This is a genomic window from Pontibacterium sp., from assembly GCF_041587635.1.
GTDB lineage: Bacteria > Pseudomonadota > Gammaproteobacteria > Pseudomonadales > Balneatricaceae > Pontibacterium.
On record NZ_JBFGYC010000018.1, the window covers coordinates 1 to 19725 of the forward strand.

At 52.5% G+C, this 19725-nt stretch carries 15 protein-coding genes; 6 read left to right on the top strand and 9 right to left on the bottom strand.

All coding sequences use genetic code 11. The features are described from left to right. Window positions 1–96 precede the first annotated feature (96 nt). From ABYW01_RS02245 to ABYW01_RS02260, 4 genes are all read left to right on the top strand, one after another. Window positions 97–393 carry a helix-turn-helix domain-containing protein gene (locus ABYW01_RS02245; protein ID WP_372830928.1) on the top strand — a complete coding sequence of 99 codons (297 nt, stop codon included), beginning with the start codon at window positions 97–99 and terminating at the stop codon, window positions 391–393. Between the two features lie 64 nt (window positions 394–457). Beyond that, the gene (locus tag ABYW01_RS02250) at window positions 458–1258 is read left to right on the top strand and encodes a hypothetical protein (protein ID WP_372830929.1); all 801 of its coding nucleotides are present in this window, start codon (window positions 458–460) and stop codon (window positions 1256–1258) included. A gap of 155 nt (window positions 1259–1413) precedes the next feature. Then, the gene (locus tag ABYW01_RS02255) at window positions 1414–2685 is read left to right on the top strand and encodes a glycosyltransferase (RefSeq protein WP_372830930.1); all 1272 of its coding nucleotides are present in this window, start codon (window positions 1414–1416) and stop codon (window positions 2683–2685) included. Between the two features lie 3 nt (window positions 2686–2688). After that, window positions 2689–4431, top strand: a complete 1743-nt coding sequence (locus ABYW01_RS02260) for a DEAD/DEAH box helicase (protein WP_372830931.1) — start codon at window positions 2689–2691, stop codon at window positions 4429–4431. Between the two features lie 30 nt (window positions 4432–4461). Here the strand turns inward: ABYW01_RS02260 and ABYW01_RS02265 are convergent, their stop codons facing one another. From ABYW01_RS02265 to ABYW01_RS02275, 3 genes are read right to left on the bottom strand one after another with little or no spacing between them, the layout of a single operon-like run. Next, window positions 4462–5055: a membrane integrity-associated transporter subunit PqiC gene (locus ABYW01_RS02265; protein WP_372830932.1), complete on the bottom strand. Its 594-nt coding sequence runs from the start codon at window positions 5053–5055 to the stop codon at window positions 4462–4464. Further along, complete coding sequence (locus ABYW01_RS02270) at window positions 5052–6665, bottom strand: intermembrane transport protein PqiB (protein ID WP_372830933.1); 1614 nt, start codon at window positions 6663–6665, stop codon at window positions 5052–5054. Before ABYW01_RS02270 ends, ABYW01_RS02265 begins: the two co-directional genes overlap by 4 nt. Continuing rightward, entirely contained in the window at window positions 6658–7905 is a 1248-nt protein-coding gene (locus tag ABYW01_RS02275) for a paraquat-inducible protein A (RefSeq protein ID WP_372830934.1), read from the bottom strand. Before ABYW01_RS02275 ends, ABYW01_RS02270 begins: the two co-directional genes overlap by 8 nt. Window positions 7906–8171: 266 nt before the next feature. On the opposite strand from ABYW01_RS02275, the gene ABYW01_RS02280 reads away from it, so the two are divergent. Further along, window positions 8172–8930 (top strand): MBL fold metallo-hydrolase, encoded by a 759-nt coding sequence (locus tag ABYW01_RS02280; protein ID WP_372830935.1) that lies wholly within the window; start codon window positions 8172–8174, stop codon window positions 8928–8930. Between the two features lie 38 nt (window positions 8931–8968). Here the strand turns inward: ABYW01_RS02280 and ABYW01_RS02285 are convergent, their stop codons facing one another. The 6 genes from ABYW01_RS02285 to rapA form a co-directional block, all read right to left on the bottom strand. Then, window positions 8969–9196, bottom strand: a complete 228-nt coding sequence (locus ABYW01_RS02285) for a hypothetical protein (RefSeq protein ID WP_372830936.1) — start codon at window positions 9194–9196, stop codon at window positions 8969–8971. Between the two features lie 57 nt (window positions 9197–9253). After that, on the bottom strand, window positions 9254–10435 hold the full coding sequence (locus ABYW01_RS02290; RefSeq protein WP_372830937.1) for a lipocalin-like domain-containing protein: 1182 nt from the start codon (window positions 10433–10435) through the stop codon (window positions 9254–9256). Between the two features lie 8 nt (window positions 10436–10443). After that, window positions 10444–12957 (bottom strand): FtsX-like permease family protein, encoded by a 2514-nt coding sequence (locus tag ABYW01_RS02295; RefSeq protein ID WP_372830938.1) that lies wholly within the window; start codon window positions 12955–12957, stop codon window positions 10444–10446. Next, window positions 12957–13628, bottom strand: a complete 672-nt coding sequence (locus ABYW01_RS02300; protein WP_372830939.1) for an ABC transporter ATP-binding protein — start codon at window positions 13626–13628, stop codon at window positions 12957–12959. Before ABYW01_RS02300 ends, ABYW01_RS02295 begins: the two co-directional genes overlap by 1 nt. A gap of 424 nt (window positions 13629–14052) precedes the next feature. Further along, a complete protein-coding gene (locus ABYW01_RS02305) occupies window positions 14053–14379 on the bottom strand; it encodes a PilZ domain-containing protein (RefSeq protein WP_372830940.1) in 327 nt (108 codons plus the stop codon). A gap of 208 nt (window positions 14380–14587) precedes the next feature. Beyond that, a complete protein-coding gene (rapA, locus tag ABYW01_RS02310) occupies window positions 14588–17485 on the bottom strand; it encodes an RNA polymerase-associated protein RapA (RefSeq protein ID WP_372830941.1) in 2898 nt (965 codons plus the stop codon). A 387-nt stretch (window positions 17486–17872) separates the two neighbouring features. On the opposite strand from rapA, the gene ABYW01_RS02315 reads away from it, so the two are divergent. Next, on the top strand, window positions 17873–19725 hold a 1853-nt coding region (locus ABYW01_RS02315; RefSeq protein WP_372830942.1), incomplete at its 3' end, for a diguanylate cyclase domain-containing protein.

A 19725-nucleotide genomic window follows, 5' to 3' on the forward strand; every position in this document is an offset into this window, starting at 1 on the left:
CACCACCTGCCCCACCTGCACAATGCCGTCACCATAGTGTTAAGCTGCACACTGCTCCTCAACTTATGATTCTAAATCAAGGGCAGACCCAATCTCATGGAAGTCAGTAAACAGCAACGGGCATTTTTTCGTAAACTCTATTTGAGCCATCTGATCAGTCAGGAGCCTCTTAACGTCACCGCACTCCAGAAAATAACCGGTATGCCACGCCGTACGCTTCAGGATACCTTGAAAGACCTTGGCGATATTGGTATCGAATGCAGCTTTGTTCAGCAGGAAGGGGGGCGCAACAATGCTGGATATTATCAAGTCGATTGTTGGGGACCGATTGACCCATCGTGGATAAACAACAACTTAGCGCGACTGGAAGCGGCACTGGAAATTTCTGTTTAAAAAAACCTCAATCTTTACCCCATACAGCCGATAGCTAAAACCTAAGATAACTGGGGTAAAGAAGATGCTTGAATCAATTCTTAATGGGAACCTTTTTGGCAACGCCGGGCTCGGTGCGCCAACAGGGAGTGCTTCCGGTTCTGCCGGTGCAGTGGACCCCCGTGATGAAGCGAAATCAGCAACTCCTGTGCACTTGCCGCCACCTCCTCCGGGCGGTATGTCGCTGTCGGCCGCTGAACGCTATAGCAAAGCTGAAAGCTTCTCGCTGGACCTGACGACCAAAGAAGGTGATCGTGTCACCATCAATTTCAGTCACGCCAGTGCAATGCAAGCAAGCCTGGGCGCCACCAGCGATGGTCAGGGCGGATCAGCGACAGCATTCAACGTCAGTCGCGCCGAACGTAACGAATTCCAATTTTCCATTGAAGGTGACCTGAATGATGATGAGCTGGAAGCCATTCAGAATCTGATTCAGGATGTCAGCCTCATTGCTGATGACTTCTTTGCCGGTGATGTTCAAGCTGCGTTTGACCAAGCCTCCGAGTTCGAGATGGATCGCTCTCAACTCAGCTCCATGTCACTGAATATGAGCCGTAGCGAGCAATACACCGCAGTCGCCGCCTATCAGGAAGTTCAGAACAACGGCAATAATTCCGGTGGGCAGCGTCTGGGCCAGATGGCTAATATGCTGAACCAGCAACGTCATGACAGCGCACTTGGTTTTGTCGACCAGTTGGGTTCATTGCAGGAACAGATCCTTGATAGCTTGGTTGAGCAGGACATCCGCTATCAGGAAGCCGACGAAGAGAAACAAAATACGCTGGACCAGAATCGTAATACGCTTTATAGCTTGCTCGATGACTAATCGGACTTAATCGACTCACAATCGCAGTCCTCATAACGCAGTACGCATCACCTCGAAATTTAGGCGGCCTATATGGCTGCCTTTTTATTTTCCCCTCTGGCCGGTAAAATCCTTCCTTTATTCTCGCTGTATCCGATATAGGAATGTCTCCCATCATGACTCAGGTGCTGATCATCGGTTACGTGTGGCCAGAGCCACGCTCTTCTGCCGCCGGCTCCCACATGATGGAGCTCATACACTGCTTTCAGACGCAAGACTGGCAGATCACTTTTGCCAGCCCCGCAGCGCTCAGCACGCATATGGAAGACCTGAGCCAGCTGAACGTAAAGAGTGTTGGCATTGAACTGAACTGCGATTCCTTTGACCGTTTTATCGCCAACCTGCAACCCGACATTGTTCTGTTTGACCGTTTTATGATGGAGGAGCAGTTTGGCTGGCGAGTCGAGAAGCAATGCCCGGAAGCCCTGCGCATTTTAGATACAGAAGATCTGCACTTTTTACGTAATGCCCGCCACCAGGCACTGAAACAGCAGCGTCCACTCGTCCCTGAAGATCTGTTCGGCGAGATGGCTCAACGCGAGGTTGCTTCAATATACCGCTCAGACCTGACGTTGATGATCTCTGACTATGAGATGCAACTGCTCAACAATCAATTTGGTGTCAGTCAGGATCTGTTGCATCACTTGCCTTTTATGCTTGATATACAGATATTGGATCAACCACGCCCCACTTTCGAAGAACGCTCACACTTTGTCAGCATCGGCAATTTCCGCCACGCGCCAAACTGGGATGCCGTACTCTGGCTGAAACAGCAGATCTGGCCCAAGATCCGCAAGAAACTCCCTCATGCTGAGATGCATGTATACGGTGCCTATCCACCTCCCAAAGCCACCGCGCTAGATAATCCCAAAGAAGGATTTATGGTCAAAGGGTGGGCGGAGGATGCTAACGAAGTCGTACGCAACGCCCGTGTTTTGCTTGCTCCCGTGCGCTTTGGTGCCGGCATAAAGGGCAAACTGGTTGAGGCTATGTGTAACGGCACACCGAATATCACCACCCCTATCGGGGCAGAAGCGATGAGCGGTGGCTACCCATGGGGTGGACTGATAGAAGACAATGCTCATGACTTTGCGCAAGCCGCAGTTGAGCTCTATGAGAAAAAGGACCTGTGGCACAGTTGTCAGCGGATGGGCGATAAAATCATCTCTCAGGTTTATGATCGCCACCCCCTGGCTGAACAGCTGATTCAGCATATTCAACTGCTACGGGAAACAATCAACAGCCACCGTATGCAAAATTTCACCGGCGCGATGCTACGACATCACCATCACCGTAGTACACAGTTCATGTCCCAGTGGATAGAGACAAAAACCCGTCTGGCTGACTTGCAGAAAACCAGCGCCACCGCCTCTGACGAGACCGAATAATAGATGGCGTTTCAACTGCGTGATTACCAGCGTGATGCGGTAGATGCCACCGTACGCCACTTTCGTAAAAGCGACGATGCCGCTGTCATCGTACTACCCACCGGTGCTGGAAAAAGCCTGGTGATTGCTGAGCTGGGGCGCATAGCACGACGAAAAATTCTGGTGCTTACCCACGTTAAGGAACTCGTCGAGCAAAACCATGCTAAATATGAAGCGTATGATCTGAAAGCCAGTATTTACTCTGCAGGCCTGAAACAGAAAAGCACTCAACATCAGGTTACCTTTGCCAGCGTGCAATCCGTTGCGCGTAACCTAACGGACTTTTCCGAGCAATACTCCCTGCTGATTATCGATGAATGCCACCGTATCTCCGGTGAAGACGAAAGCCAGTACGGTCAGATTATCCAGCAACTCAAAAAGCACAACGCCGGGCTGAAGGTTCTGGGGCTGACCGCCACACCTTACCGTCTGGGCATGGGCTGGATCTACCGCTATCACTATCACGGCTATGTCCGTAGTGGTGACAACACACCGTTTGAGCACTGCATCTACGAACTGCCCCTGAGGTTTATGATCAATAAGGGATACCTCACACCACCTGAGCTAACCGATGCCCCCATTGCCCAGTACGACTTCTCGGCATTGAATAGTTCTCGTTGGGGTGGATACAACGAACGTGAAGTGAATGAATTGCTGGTTCGTCACCCACGCGTCACACAATCTATCTGCGAACAAATTGAAGCGCTGGCGCAAGACCGTCAAGGGGCTATGATCTTTGCGGCCACTGTCGACCACGCTAAAGAGATCACCGGATACCTGCCCGAGAACCAGACGGCCCTAATTACCGGTGCGACACCCGCGGCTGAGCGCGACCAACTGATCCGGGCATTTAAGCATCGGGAGCTGAAGTTTTTGGTCAACGTTGCCGTACTAACGACCGGCTTTGACGCCCCTCATGTCGACTTGATTGCGATCCTCCGCCCCACCCAATCAGTCAGCCTGTATCAACAGATCGTCGGACGTGGCTTGCGACTGGATGAAGGTAAAACTGAGTGCAAAGTGATCGATTACACCGGTAACGGTTTTGATCTGTTTCATCCGGAAGTCGGATCGAGCAAACCTCACGGTGATAGCCAACCCGTCCAGGTCTTTTGCCCTGTCTGTGAGTTTGCCAATATTTTCTGGGGCAAGACCGATGACGAGGGCAATATTCTTGAACACTACGGTCGTCGCTGTCAGGGATATGAAGAGGATGATAAAGGGCGAAAGCAGCAGTGCGACTACCGCTTTCGCTTTAAAGAATGCCCACACTGCAATGCCGAAAACGACATCGCGGCCCGCCGCTGCCACAGCTGCGAAAAAGCGATTATCGACCCGGACGATATGCTTAAAAACGCGCTTAAGCTTAAAGATGCCCTCGTCATCCGGTGCGCGGGCGTCTCTTTATGCGAACACAAAGGGAAATTGCGGATTACTTATCACGATGAAGAGGGGGCCGAGGTCCACGAAAGCTTTGACCTGAACCATTCAGGACAGCGCAAAGTGTTTAACCTGCAGTTTGGCCGTCGCTTTGGTGATGCCACCCAACCCCGGCAGTTTAAACAACTGGACGAAGTGCTTGCCGTCAGTCATCAGTTTCGCGCACCTGACTTTGTCATTGCGCGCAAAGCGGGTCATCACTGGCGGGTTAAGGAAAAGTTATTCGATTATGAAGGACGCTACCGCAAAGCCAATCAGTTGGGCTAACGCCTTCGGTGACCGGCAAATCTGAAACGACTATTTCACCGGAATCCTCTGTGCCAGCTCAGACGCAAGTTCACCCGAGAATCCCTCCAGCAAGCCATTCAACGCTTGAACATATGCCTGATAGCTGCCATCGCTGTGAAGCACCGAACGATACCGCTGGGTCGTCACCACACGTTGGCCATAGTCGGCCAGCAGCGTCCAGCTCAGGCTCAGGCTCACCGGCCCTTTAAGCTCACCGGAAAAACGATCAACAAAAATTCGTACCTGGTATTCAGGACGAAAGCGGTTGTCCCAAGGCGATGGCCATACCGCATCATGTTTCAGCTGCAGAGATACGTTTTCAGCGAGAACACGAGTAAAAACAGGCTCCAACTCTCCGGCCCAGATATGAAAATTGGCCACATTCACCCTGGTACCACCTTTGCGGACAACAATATTCGGACGGTCCAGCATCTGCGGTAAGCTGACCGGCCCAATACCCAAGGTGACAGACTCAGCCAATCGCGCATCGGATACCTCGCTCTGAGACACTAAATCATAATAATGGGTCTCAGGCTGAGCCGCACATCCAGCCAGAAAAGCGACCAGCAAGGCACACAATGCTGTCCGTAGGGTCATCATCATTCTTCCTTATCTTCATCACGGCCACGCAATAGCGCATCCGGATAACGCTGCAACTGATCTGTGAGCTGCTTCATTGACTTCGCTGCATCAGAAATATCATCCAGCGCACTGGTCAGCGTATGGCTCAGATCAGAATCCGGCGCGACCGTTTGATCCAGAGATTTCAGCGTGCGCTCTAACTGATCAGCAGTCCCATCCAGGCCATCGGTGGCATCTTGCAAGTTTTCCAACACCCCGCCCGCACTTTCACCAAGCTTGGCATCTTCCAAATCCCCCATAACTGAGCGCAGACTTTTCAGGCCACTTTTCAGATCCACACCAATCTCTTCAATCGGCAAACCCTGAATCTTCTCCATAATGGAGGTCAACTGTCGGGTAATCTGGCTAAATTCGTTCTCCGCCGTAGGCAGCATTGGATAATCCCCATGCTCTTTGATCTCCCCCGGCTCTCCCGCATTGGGCACCAGATCGACAAACAATGAGCCACCGAGCAAACTACCTGAACTCAAACGCGCCTGCATGCCTTGAGCGACCAACTGATCCATCGCTTCACGGATCTGCGCTTTACTCGGCACAACGCCTTGCCCCATGCGTTCTGGCTGAATCGCGATCAAAACGTTAACGCGGTTGGCATCTCTGCTCTCATAATCAAGCGCGATATGCTCCACCCGCCCGACCTGAATACCGAGATATTCCACCGGAGCCCCCACTTTTAAGCCTCGGACAGAACCTTCGAAATGCAATAAGAAGGGATAGGATACGGAGATCGCCCCTTCACTGACGGCATCTTTACTGGGAAACAGGTAAAAGGTCCGCCCCGGATCGGCCGGACTGGACCCACTGCTCAGATTGATCGGCGTATCGAACTCGACCCCCCCGGCGATCAGTGAGCTGAGCGACCCCACATCCAGCTCTACACCATCCAGCCCAATGGTCGCGCCAAAGCCGCTGACATTCCAGAACTGACTGTGCTCCTTGATCAGCTCATCAAACGGTGCTTTTACAAACATCCGAATCTGCACCTTGCTCTGATCGGTCAGCAGCTTATAGCCGGTCACTTCACCCACAGGCACTTCACGATGATACACCGGCGACGCAATATCCAACGATCCCAGTGTATCGGCCACCAGCAAATAGCTGCTGCCTTTGTCATAAGAACGTACGGATGGCGGCTCTTCCAGCCCAACAAACTTGGTTTGTGACTCCCCCACGCCTTCACCACCAGAATCCATCTCGATATACACACCCGATAACAGCGTCTCAATACCACTGATACCGCTGCGGGAAACCCGAGGTGACACCACCCAGAAATTACTCTGATCGTTAATCAGCGGTGACACATAGGCATCCATTTCTGCGGTGATCCGCACCTTATTAAAGTCATCGCTCAGCTGGATACTTTTCACCACACCCACTTCGACATCACGATAACGGATACGGGTTTTACCGACTTCAATTCCGGACGCCGCACTGAATTCAATCTGGATGACCGGACCGGCCTCCTGCCAGGCCCTTACCGCTAGCCATACTGCAATCAACACGGCTAACAGGGGAATAAACCAGACCGGAGACAGCCTTCTGGAGGTTGATACTTTAGGTTCGTTACTCACTATGGGCATCCCATAACAATCTTGGATCAAACGTTTCAGCCGCCAGCATAGTTAATACCACTACACCGGCGAAACACACAATCGCACCACCCGGCTCAATGTTCGCCAGCACACCAAACTGTACCAACGCCACCAGCAACGTGACTACAAATACATCAATCATCGACCAGCGACCGACAAATTCGGTTATTCGATAAAGAATCGCCTGATGACGAGGGTTACCCTGTTGGCCTTTATGCACAGCCCACAACAGATAAGCGATCGCAAAAATCTTCGTGATGGGCACTAAAACACTGGCAACAAAAACGACCAAAGCGATACCAACATTTCCCGATTGGAAAAGATGAACCACACCGGACATGATGGTATCACTGCTGGCAACACCGAACTGAACCGTCGTCATAATCGGCAACAAGTTTGCCGGTAAATACAACACCGTGGCCGCGATCAGCAGGGCCAGTGTACGCTGGTAACTGTCCGGTATTCGCCGCCGCACCGTACTATGACAGCGAGGACACCGATCGTTCACATCCAGCAGGGATTCACCCACCTGCGCACCACAGCCATGACAGACCACCAGCGGATCATCGTCACGGCCGCGAAAGCGATTTTCGTGACGCAACCAATGCCAGAGTGCTTCACGATCAAGATGGGTATGGCTGTAGATCAACACCAGTATCAGCCCGGCAAACGCGTACAATCCGATACCGGGTAGCAATGATGCAATATCACCGAGCTTAATGGTTGTGATCAAGACACCAATGAAGAAAATCTCCATCATATTCCAAGGGCGGATCACAAACAGCAAATGGAGCACCTTGGCCAGCCCTGGCAGCTTAACGTCCAGCAAACGTGCACCGATGACATACCCCAGCCCAACCAGTTCCACCAGCGGCATCAGAAAGATGGTGATAAACACCAACGAGGCCAGCAGATATCGGTCCCGGTCCAGTAACGCCCATACGCCACTCAGAAGGCGTGAGGACTGCTCCTGACCTGCCGCTTCAAGCCCAATAAAGGGAAATGCCAGCGTCAGCAGAAACAGAACGATGCCGGTCACCGTAAAGGCTGCGGCCTGCATCAGCCAGTTGGCATGTTTGACCTTCATTACTTCGCCACAATAGGTGCAGCTCAACTGCTGTCCTGCAGCAAAAGGGACGTTATCAAATACATGGTCGCAGCCATGACACACAATCACATCGGCATAGCTGGCACGAACGGAGGGGGAATTGACACTCATAGGCGGAGGATAGCCGAGAACCTCCGCTTACGCACGGATAACCACACGCAGGTCGTACTACTGTAATATGAACACGCATTGTAAAAACCGATATAGAGCTGATAACCTAGCGATTGATCCGTTATCGCTCACATCAGAACCGCCACACAGATCTCGGTCCGCTCAGATAAAAAAGGAAAGCTGTACGTGAAATGGAGTTTTAACCGCGCCGCCCTCTTCAACCATAGAAGACCATCCATGAAACATCTGCTGCAGGATCTGTGCAGATGAAACTGAAAATTCTAGGCTGTAGTGGCGGTATCGGAAAAGGCCTGAAAACCACCACATTTCAGGTCGATGATTCGCTGATCATTGATCCGGGAACGGGTATGGAAAAGCTGACGCTGGAGGAGATGCTGTCAGTCCGCACGATCCTCATCACCCACGCCCATCTGGATCACATCATTGGTTTGCCTTTGATGCTCGCGACGATCTTCGATCAAGCCCGTCATCAGATCCAGGTCTATGCCCTGCCGGATGTCGTCACCGCACTGCAGAAACATATTTTTAACTGGGCAGTATGGCCGGACTATACCCAACTGCCCGAAGAAAACCCGATCATTCGGATGCATACTCTACAACCTGGGGATGAGGTAACACTCGCCGGTAAACAGGTTCAAGTATTACCCGCAGCACACCCTACGCCCACAGTAGGGTATTTGCTCAGCGATCAGAGCAGCAGTTTTGCTTTTACTGGAGACACCGGCGCCAATTCACAGCTCTGGCCGCTATTGAACGAGAAGAAACCTCAATTGGTCATTATCGATGTATCGTTTACCGATGATCAGGCCGAACTTGCACACGTCAGCGGTCACCTGACACCGTCTCAGCTTGCTCAGCAACTCACTCATTTTGAGCATCCTGCAGAAATTCGTATTACCCATCTTAAACCGGGGAACGAGGATATGATCGTCGCACGCTGTCACGCACTCTTACCGGAGTGGACATTAGATCGCCTGCATCACGACGAAATCATCGAGTTGTAACAGCGCGTCCTTCAATCCTTAAACTGTCTGCCCCCTGATTAGAAACTCTCCTGCACGCACATTTTACTCACGCCCAAGGTACGTAATATTTCGGTTGCACGATCCAGTGAATGGTAACTTTTGACGCGCCCGGTAGCATCCGTCAGAGGGAACTGATGCCCCTGAAAGTCTTCCAGCGAAACCTGCCAACCGTCCGCACTGGTTTTCAGCAGGCCTTCACGAATCCGATCCATTGCTACCAGATCTCTTAGCTCTGATATTCGCATGGCATTACTCCACGTTTTGGCCTGTTTACAGTGTAGTTGAGAGACAGCAGAGTGGATCTATTCGTACCCCGTCAGTTCAACATACCCCTGCCCTGCATGGCTGCCCTCCACGCTGACAGCACCCTCCCAATATCGCACCGACAGGTTGTTCTCTTGTTTCTTCTGACGTGGCAGGATACGCAGATCCAGATCATACTCGGGAACCTTCATACGCCAGCCACTGGGCCAGATCACGCCCGATTCAGACTGCCAGTGATCCAATACGTCCAGCACAATATTCCGGGCATCCAAGGGTAAACGCTCACCGGATTGACTAAACATCGAGACTTGACGAAAATCCGCCTGACCTGATTCGGCCTTAGACCTCAACACCATAAACATCAGCTCTCGTCCATCCTCAAGCTGCAACGAAAACCAATCCCAGCCCGACTGATAGTCTGCCAGACTGTTGCTCGCCCACTCGTGGTCATACCAAGCCGCACCGGTGACCGGGATCGTCTGATCATCGAACCGGATCTCTCCCTCGACATGCAACCGGGTATAGGAATAGTAATAGGATGCAAAACCCGGTTCCGGGCGTTTTGGACTATAACCCTGCTCTCCTTGATAAACGCGTGGCTTTTCGGGTACCAGACGCAGTCGATAACTGAAAGACTCGCCCGCGTCATTGTGCTGCACCCCCACCTTGAGCTGTGCTGGAAAGAGATCCTGATCGTTTTCCGACGTCAACTGCCAGTTTTCCAACCACACGCTCAGCGGTTGAGATGATGTGCCAGCTAAACCGGGCCCCTGACGAGAAAAGCGCTCGGCGACCAGATGTCTATCCTCCCCAAATACACCAAGGCCCGCATGCCCCATATAAAATTGTGGCGTTAACCAGCCCGACTTTACCTGCTGCGGAGTGCGCTTCTGCGCCTGCAACGCTTGACGAAATACCGTGAACTGAAAACCAAAACGCTGCTGCGCATCATCCCGGTGTTGCAGGTTACCGTTGATATACCACCATTCACTGCGAAACGCAGGGTGGGCTATATGATCCCGCGGAAAGCGTAGTACATAACCCGGCTCCGCTTTCACAAACCGCTGATCATCGGTATCTATATCCCCTGAACTTAGAAAATCCGTCAGTGAAAACTCAGCGGCAGATTGCGGCTCATCAGAGAACAATCGATGTCCGCCCACCCCAACGAAAGCGAACACCAGCACTAGTACAACAACCGGATAAAAACCTCTGATCATTTTGAACATCACTCCCAGCGCCGAATACCTGTCTGACGCGCAAAACGCCAGGCCGGATACAACGATGCTAATCCCGCTGCAGCCATCGATAGCAACAGCGCAATCAGCCAGTTATGCAGATCAGGCTGATACGGAATGCTCCAGCCGAATGCCCTGAGCTGCACCACGCCGGTCAACGTCCACGCCAACAACTCGCCCACCGGAATCGCCACCCACCCCGCACCTAAACCCAATACTAGCGACTGACCCAATAAGAGGAATGTCAGTTCTGCCCGGCTGAGCCCCAGTGCTTTAAACAGCGATACCTCATGTTGTCGCTCCAACTGGATCGCCAGCAAACTGCTCAAAATACCCACAAAGGCGACAACCAGAGCCAATAACCGCAGAACATCAGTAATCACAAACGTACGATTAAAGACCTCCACCGATCGGGTCAGTAACACCGATGCATGTTGAATCGAGAGATCCCACTGCCCGCCCCAACGTTGGCGTATTGTGTGTGCGATATCTGTCGGTGAATGGGAATCAGACAAGAACAAAGACACGCCATATGGCTGTTCGACCCAATGCTGACTGAACGTCTCTGCCCGCGTCAGAATACGGCCGCTGTCACTGCCATAATCGTAATACACACCCGCGACAATGAACGGTTGATCCCCTGCCACCGTCGACAAAGCGAGCGAGTCTCCTGCACCCAGCCCTGTGCGATTGGCTAATGGCTCACTGATCAGAACATGATCTGGCTGCTGTAACTGCTGCCAGATCGCGTCTCGATTGCCCGATACAAACCGATAAGCACTGCGCATCTTTACGGGCAGCTCTGAGGCATAGAGGTGCACCTGACGCCCAGCCACACTGAGACGGGTGCGGCGCAGTGTCGCCACAGCTTCGATGCCTTCCAAGGTTTCCAGTTCAGTGATCAACAATTCAGGCAAAGGCTGGCGTACCCCCGGCAATATACGCGTTTGCGAAATGTACAGGTCCGCATTTAAGCGCTCCCCTAACCAGAGCTGAACCGCATCACGAAAACTGCTCACCATACCGCCAATACCGACCGTGGCGCTGATAGCAATCATCAGGGCCATCGCCGCGATACCCGTACGACTCAGATTACGACGATTATCACGCACCAACATCAACCACAACGGTTGCTTCAGTGACACGCCAGACACAATTAAAAAACGCTCTAAAACGCGGCTCAACCCCAGCAGTGCAGCGGGCATTAACAACGCACCACTCATCAGCAACGCGGCAACGGCAATAAACGCCCCCCACAGCCCGCTGTCCAGCCATAGCAATACCAGTGCTAAACCCGACAGAACCGGCACCCAATACACACTTAAATGCCAACTCTGCTTTATCGCCTGCGCTTCCTGCACAACGCGCTGTTGTAATGATACTGGCGCTATTCGGGCCAACTCACGGCACGGCTTCCACGCAGCCAACAAGCAACCACCCACCCCCAATAGCAACAACTTGCTTAACGTCACAGGCTCCAGCAATAGCAACTCCAACGGTGAGGTCGCGTACAGATCCGCCAACGTGTGCAGCATCAGTTCTAACAACACCTGGGCCAGCGCCACACCCAACACCACACCTGATACCGTGCCTATCAGCGCGATGATAACCAGCTCAACTATAAGATAACGGTATAACTCACCCACCGTCAGACCGATGGCGCGTAACTGGGCAAAAATCGGGCGACGCTGACTGAGGGAAAAGCTGACACTGCTAAACACCAGAAACAATCCCACAACCAGCGCCAATAACCCCAGCGCCTGAAGATTGAAATACAGCGCATTCGCCAGCTGCGCTTTTTCGGATAACACCGTGCTTGTGGCTTCCAATCGCACGTGATCAGGCAACCACTGGGCCACCGCCTGAGCCTCCTTTTCACTCAGCATTAAATCGATATGCGAGATCTGTCCCTGAAGCCCCAATATCTGCTGCGCCTGGCCGATGTCCATCATCACTAGCTGTTGCAGACGCGGATCCCCCTGATCATCTAATACACCGATCAGGGTGACACGCTGAACACCGTTTGCAGTATCCAGAATCAACGGCTGATGAAGCGTGGCCCCCAACTGTTTCGCTGTAGTGCGTGCCATCACCACCATCGGGTTCGCCTGCAGACCGGAAAACCCAATACCACTACCGGGCAGTCGGTTGAGCTGATCTCGGAATCCTCGCTCTCGCAACGGATCAACACCCAACAGCTGGAGCAACAGGTTCTTACCACTCCGGTCTTTTACTACCGAGCTGATCACCGGGGCGCTACGCCACCCGGCGGGATGCTTACGCAGATCCACATACAGCGATTCTGACAGGGGCGTCTGACCCACGATGCGATGGGTTGTGCGGCCGTAGATCTGAAGCTGGGCTTCACGAAAACTATGACGGGCACTGTCGGTGGTGATCTCAATCGCAGAAACAACCGCAACGCCGAGCGTAATCCCGAACAATAACAACAGCAGCTGCCACGGATGGTGGCGAAAGTGGCGTAAACTCGCACGGGCTAACATCAGGCAACCTGCTCCAGCACACCCCGGTGCAGGCGTAATACCCGATCAGCATGTTCGATCAGGGCATCGCTGTGTGTCACCATTATCAGAGTCATCTTTTCCTGACGTATTTTCTCCAGCATCAGTGCTAATACCTGATCGGCTGTATCGTTATCCAGACTGCCCGTTGGCTCATCCGCCAACAGCAGTGCTGGTTTGTGCACCAGCGCACGGCAGATCGCCACACGCTGCTGCTCGCCACCTGACAGCTGCTCAGGAAAACGATCCTGTTTATCCGCCAACCCCATCAGCGCCAACTGTTGCTCCGCCTGCGGCCGTTCGGCCAATCGACCGTTCAGCGATAACGGCAGCAGAATATTTTCGATTACGGTCAGCGTGGGGATGAGATTAAAAAACTGGTACACCACTCCGATATGCTCACGGCGAAAACGGGTACGCCCGGCTTCGTTCAACGCGGTAATGTTCTGATTGAGAATACGAATCTGCCCTGAATCGGGCTGATCCACACCCGCCATTAGGTTTAACAAACTGGATTTTCCAGAACCGCTTGGGCCCAACAGCATCAGAATTTCACCCTGCTCTATATCGAGATTAAGATTTTGTAGTACGGGCTGAGGGCTCCCTGCAACCGTAAAACTCTTGCAGAGTCCGGTCACCTTCAGAATTGGCATAATGTCCTTCTCCTGCAACTGAGTTCGGGTGGTAAGGGAACCTACGAATAAGTCCGAAACGACTTAGCATGCCCTCTGGGTACTGGCTTTCAGAGCAATTCGAGATCAAGGCAGCGATTACAGCCATGCTGGTTGCCTCAGGATCGCCTGCCGGACGCAAATTGCTAACGTAGAGATCGGGTTGCTCTGAAAGCCCCGAAGGGCGGGTGCTAAAACAGCTTTCTGCTTTGTCAGGCAGCTTGGAAAGGACCAGTCATTCCACTGCGCTGCCTTTCGCACATAAAGCTGTTTTATCGCCCGCAGAGAAAGTCTCGGACTTGTTCGCAGGTTCCCAATATCTATTATGCATCAGACGGGGGGGAGATGGCTGATCACACCGGAGAAAGCCGAAGCTCCGGTGTGACCAAAGGTACAGAAAAGACTATCACTGGTTTGGAGACTGCGTTGATTCCGATAATTTACCGGAATCCCAGAGAGGATAGTCCGGCTCAACAAAGGCCAGCGCTATCCCCTTTTCTTCGATACGAATCACTTTCATGCGTAAGGCGGGTAAACCTTTGTCCCAGCCTTCGCCCAAAATGGCCGCATCGATCTCCAACCCCAGTGTGAACTCTGACGTACGTAGCTCAGCTACAAAAATACCGCCTTCCGACATGTTCGCTACAGAACCCACCCAATAGCCATGCTGCCGATGGGTTAAACGAACCTGATAGCCTGTTCTTACACGAGGGTATTTACGATTTTCTTCCATAACTAATTCGCCTCCCGACGATCAATTATGAATCTCGAAGGGCAGTATAGTTTCTTTTTTAAACATTGGTTGCCACGGGCACATTAAGATTCACAGCACTGAGCAACAGGAGAGGTAGTCAGTGAATGTGTGAGGAAGTGAGGAAGTGAGGAAGTGAGGAAGTGAGGAAATACGGGACCAGCAGAATCGCCAGTCCCGACATGTGATATTACTTATCAGTCACCAACGCGATACGCACCGCATCCAAATTAAGGGTGGCCTCGGACAGATAGGCGTCCAAACCGTCTTTCTGAGACTGCTGATGAACCAGCTCTTCACCACGGATGTTAGGGTTCACTTTGGCCAGAGCCTGCAAACGCTCCAGCTCACCACCCAACAGTTGCGCCACGCGATCGGTCGCCGCGCCAACAGCGGTATCACGCTGCGGTGTCGCTAATGACTCGGCTGTATCCAACAAACCCTGAATCTGCTCCCGCCCGTGACGTACCAGATTTTGTGCAGTGGAGCGCGGCACACGCTCGCCTAGCTTGTCAAAGTGCGCCTGTGTCAGCACCTTGCTCAGATCATTGCCGTTGCTGTCCACCACCACACGTACAGTCGCGGCAGGCAGATAACGGGACACCTGCATCGCCTTAGGCGCTGCACAGTTGATGCGATAGATCGCTTCCAGCAGTAGCGTTCCCGGCTGCAATGGCGGCAGCTTCATGGTGCAGACCGCGGTATTACCGAAGTCACTGCCCAGAATCATCTCCATCACACCCTCAACCATCGGGTGTTCCCATGTCATGAAGTTCATATCTTCACGGGACAAAGCTTCCGAACGACGGTAAGTTGCCGTCATACCTTCATCCGGCAGACCAGGGAAATGCTCATTCAGCATGTGATCGGTTGGATGCAACACAATCGAATCCGGGCCATGTGGCTGCTGCTCAACACCAAACTGATCAAACACGTTCGCCATGTAATCACTCAATGCCAGACGATCACTGGTCTCTTCAACATCAGCAACCAGCTGCTCAGCTCGTGGCAGATCACAGGAGTTCAGTTCCAACAGACGGTCACGACCATCCTGTAAAGCCTGCATCACAGCATCCGTCTCGTGGCGAGTATCTTCCAGTAACTGCTCCAGCATCTCAGCTTCGCGGATGTTGTCGTCCATCTGTGCGTACAGTTCTGTCGCAAACTTCAGGAAGAGCTGCTGGCCAGCAGCACACGGGCGACTGAACAGATCCACACCTTCATCGTACCAACGCAGCAACGTTTCCTGTGCGCTGTCGGTGTAAAATGGTACGTGAATCTGTACGGTATTTTTCTGACCGATACGGTCGAGACGACCGATTCGCTGCTCCAGCAGATCCGGGTTCAGCGGCAGGTCAAACATCACCAAGTGATGCGCAAACTGGAAGTTACGACCTTCACTACCAATCTCGGAACAGATCAATACCTGTGCAGAGTCTTCATCATCGGCGAAATAGGCTGCCGCACGGTCACGGTTAATCAGACTGAGGCCTTCGTGGAATGCCGCACAACGCAGGCCAACCCGCAGTCGCAGGTGTTCTTCCAACGCAATGGCGGTATTTTTATTGGCGCAGATCAGCAGCGTTTTTTCGTAACGGTGCTCTTTCAGCCACTGCTCCAACCAGGACACACGTGGATCGTCCTGCAGCCACTGCTCACCCAGAATGCGCTCAGGGTGCAGCAAATGTTCGATGTTCTCACCGGCATCATGTTCAAGGTAAGCATCCGGGCTATCCAGCTCGTAGGTATGCAGTTCACGATCAGGGAAGCCGGCAACCGCTGCACGGGTATTACGGAACAACACGCGACCGGTACCATGACGGTCCAGCAACTTGGCAATACAGTCCTGAATCACTTCGTCCTGATCATCACCGTGCAACCCTGCCAACAACTTATCCACCGCTTCAGCGTTCAGATAATCAGCCAGCATCTGCTGCAAACCTTTATCCTCTTCCAGACGCTGAGCGACATCGTCTTCCTGCAGATGCTCCACCAGCGTGCTGACCTGACGGTAACCGCTTTCCTCTTCGCGGAACTCAGCCAGATCGTTATAACGATCCGGATCCAGCAAACGCAGACGGGCAAAGTGGCCTTCGAGCCCCAGCTGTTCTGGGGTTGCCGTGAGCAACAATACACCCGGAATCTGTTGTGCGAGCGCTTCAACCGCCAGATACAGGTGGCTTGCAGCTTCTTCGCTCCACCCCAGATGGTGAGCTTCGTCGACCACCAACAGATCCCATTTCGCTGCCATTGCCTGCGCATGACGATCAGGGTTATCACTCAGGAACGACTGACTGCACAGAATCAGCTGCGCATTTTCAAACGGGTTATCCACACCGGACATATCCATCGTGATGCAACGCATCTCATCCAGCACGGTAAAGCGCAGGTTAAAACGACGTAACATCTCTACCAGCCACTGATAGAGCAGGCTATCAGGCACGGTCACCAGAACGCGCTCCGCGCGACCCGTGATAATTTGCTGCAGAATGATCAGACCGGCTTCGATGGTTTTACCCAGACCCACCTCATCCGCCAGCAAAACACGCGGCGCGTAACGATTCGCAACCTGACTGGCGATATAAAACTGGTGTGGCAGGACCTGTACACGGGCCCCCAACAATCCTTTAACACTGGACTGCTCCAACCGATGCATCTGCTCCAACGTATCCAGTCGCAAACGATAGCGTTTCAGCTTATCGATCTGACCTGCAAACAATCGGTCCGTTGGTTTACTGAACTGTACAAAACTATCCAGTTCAGCTTCAGGAACGACCATGGTTTCCCCATCATCATCCTCCCCCACATAGAGCAGGCAACCGTTGTTTTCGTGCCGCTCTTCAACCGTCATGCTCTGACCGTTCTGAGTACGCACCTTTTCACCGATAGCGTAGGCAACACGGCTAATAGGCGCGTTATCCGCCGCATAGGTACGTTCTTCTTCGGAGGCAGGAAACACCAGTGTGACGCGACGTCCGTCAGTCTCTGTTACAAGACCCAGACCCAGTTCAGCTTCGGTATTGCTAACCCAACGCTGACCTAATGAATAAGGGGAGTTTGCCAAGGTATTTTGTTCCGTATCTGTCATATATAAACTGAGGGGTGGGGATGATAGGCGTTTCCCCCTCTCCTTACAAAAAATAGTTCGAATTACTCGGCATTTTTCTCCCTAAAACGATGATTTTGTATCATAATTTCCATGCAATCTGAGTAAGGTCAGTGTCGTCACTCAGGTTTCAGGGCATCCTATTTGCCAGGGAAGGAAAGACCAGTACGAATTAGTCGGATAAAATCCCGCGCGCACTGGACGCTACAACTGCTTCAGGGACAGCGCCGACCTGCCCTCTGCACATTCTTCCCCATACATATAAAAACGATAAAACACAGCCCGTGTTTGCCCGCATACGCTCTGCTTAGACTTATAGTGTAGACGTGTTGGCCAGCCCCGGGACTGCGTTGCACTTGGGCTATGACTGTGAAAAAACTCGACCACCTGCTGAGTCATCCACTACTGACAATCACTCTGTCCAGCACCTTGGCCTGTGCCACCCAATGCATGCATGACAACAGGCTGAGTTCGCTGCTGGTGGTCAGTGATGACGATGGACTACCGGAAGGCATCGTCACGGAGCGTGATATTCTGGACGCACTGGCAAAGGATGTGGGTAGCGACACCCCTATCAATGATGTCATGAGCAAACCGGTGATCTCAGCCCCCGCCAGCACCGAGTTCCGGGATGGCTATCATCGACTGGCATTTCACAACATTCGCCACCTATTGGTTACCCATGACGATGGCAAGCCTAAAGGGATTGTCAGCGAAAGCGATTTTCGTAACCACTTAAGCTCAAGCTTTATCTCTCGCCTGCGTGATATCCGCGGCCTGATGAGCAGCAGTGCGCTGACCGTGCCACAAACCAGCCTGTTACGCAGTGCCGTTCAGACTATGGCGACACATCGCTTCACCTGCGTGATCGCCACTGACGGTAACACCCCAAGTGGCATTCTTACCGAGTATGATGCGGTAAAGCTCTATAACAGCATGGAGGTAGACGCAAATACCCTGCTCAGCGAAGTCATGGTAAAGCCGGTCAGAACAATACCCGAACGCACCCCCGTTCCCACGGCCTTAGAAATCATGCAGCTGAACAATATTCGTCACCTAGTTGTGGTGGATGATAAGACTCAGGTGCTGGGTCTGGTGACAGAACATGACATCGTGCATCAGATTGAGATCGAGTTTGCGGGCGAGATGCGTAAACAACGCAAGCTCGATGAAACCGAACTCAAGCGCTATGAAAATAAACTCCATGCGATCTTTGATACCACCAATATTTTTCTAGCCTTGCTTGATCCACAGGGTTGTATTCTCGAGATTAATGCAGCAGCCCTGAAGATGAGTGGTTTCACCCGGGCAGACGTTTTAGTTAAACCGATCTGGGATACGATATGGCGGGGAGACGACGAATTACAAACACAACGACTGCATTCTGTTATTCGCGATACCGCCGCCGGAAAAACCTGCCGTATCGACACTCGCCATCTCGATGCCCGCAAGCAGCCCCGTTATTGCGATTGCCGCTTTCAGCCTATCCTCAATGAATTCAATCAGGTTGATTACATTCTGGTGGAGGGGTTGGATGTCACGGATCTTAAATACAGCCAGCAACAGCTCAAACATATGGCTTTTTACGATCCACTCACCAACCTGCCGAACCGAACGCTGCTGGCAGAGCGGATGCAGGCTGCGCTTAAGCAGTGCTATAAGACCGGCAAACTACTGGCGATCGGGTATCTGGATCTGGATCACTTTAAACCCGTCAATGACGAACTCGGCCATGACACCGGAGACCAGCTGCTGATCGAAGTCGCCAACCGCCTGCGACATGCCTCACGGGCACACGATACGATTGCGCGCTTAGGCGGTGATGAGTTTGTTCTGCTGCTTCCGGGGCAGGATAGCAGAGCTCAGGCCGAAGAAGCACTCAACCGAATCCTGCATCGCATTGCCGCACCTTACCGTCTGCGCGGCCATAAAATCTCGATCTCTGCGAGCCTTGGGGTCACGTTGTTCCCCGATGACAACAGCGATCCGGATATGCTGTTACGTCATGCAGATCAGGCAATGTACAAAGCTAAGCAGCTGGGGCGCAATTGCTATTACTTATTTGATAGTGAAGAAAGCAGCGCACAGGATCTTCGTCAGCGACTGGTTCAGCAGGTATTTCGGAGCTTATATCAGGACGAGTTTGAGCTGTTCTATCAACCCAAAGTGAATATGAAAACCGGCCAGGTATTAGGGGCCGAAGCACTGATTCGCTGGCATCA

Excerpts from the sequence above, each read along its gene's own strand:
- ABYW01_RS02250 (WP_372830929.1), top strand. The coding sequence starts at position 458 with ATGCTTGAATCAATTCTTAATGGGAACCTTTTTGGCAACGCCGGGCTC.
- ABYW01_RS02300 (WP_372830939.1), bottom strand. The coding sequence starts at position 13,628 with ATGCCAATTCTGAAGGTGACCGGACTCTGCAAGAGTTTTACGGTTGCA.
- ABYW01_RS02295 (WP_372830938.1), bottom strand. The coding sequence starts at position 12,957 with ATGTTAGCCCGTGCGAGTTTACGCCACTTTCGCCACCATCCGTGGCAG.
- ABYW01_RS02265 (WP_372830932.1), bottom strand. The coding sequence starts at position 5,055 with ATGATGATGACCCTACGGACAGCATTGTGTGCCTTGCTGGTCGCTTTT.
- ABYW01_RS02275 (WP_372830934.1), bottom strand. The coding sequence starts at position 7,905 with ATGAGTGTCAATTCCCCCTCCGTTCGTGCCAGCTATGCCGATGTGATT.
- ABYW01_RS02260 (WP_372830931.1), top strand. The coding sequence starts at position 2,689 with ATGGCGTTTCAACTGCGTGATTACCAGCGTGATGCGGTAGATGCCACC.
- ABYW01_RS02305 (WP_372830940.1), bottom strand. The coding sequence starts at position 14,379 with ATGGAAGAAAATCGTAAATACCCTCGTGTAAGAACAGGCTATCAGGTT.
- ABYW01_RS02290 (WP_372830937.1), bottom strand. The coding sequence starts at position 10,435 with ATGATCAGAGGTTTTTATCCGGTTGTTGTACTAGTGCTGGTGTTCGCT.
- ABYW01_RS02280 (WP_372830935.1), top strand. The coding sequence starts at position 8,172 with ATGAAACTGAAAATTCTAGGCTGTAGTGGCGGTATCGGAAAAGGCCTG.
- rapA (WP_372830941.1), bottom strand. The coding sequence starts at position 17,485 with ATGACAGATACGGAACAAAATACCTTGGCAAACTCCCCTTATTCATTA.
- ABYW01_RS02285 (WP_372830936.1), bottom strand. The coding sequence starts at position 9,196 with ATGCGAATATCAGAGCTAAGAGATCTGGTAGCAATGGATCGGATTCGT.
- ABYW01_RS02255 (WP_372830930.1), top strand. The coding sequence starts at position 1,414 with ATGACTCAGGTGCTGATCATCGGTTACGTGTGGCCAGAGCCACGCTCT.
- ABYW01_RS02245 (WP_372830928.1), top strand. The coding sequence starts at position 97 with ATGGAAGTCAGTAAACAGCAACGGGCATTTTTTCGTAAACTCTATTTG.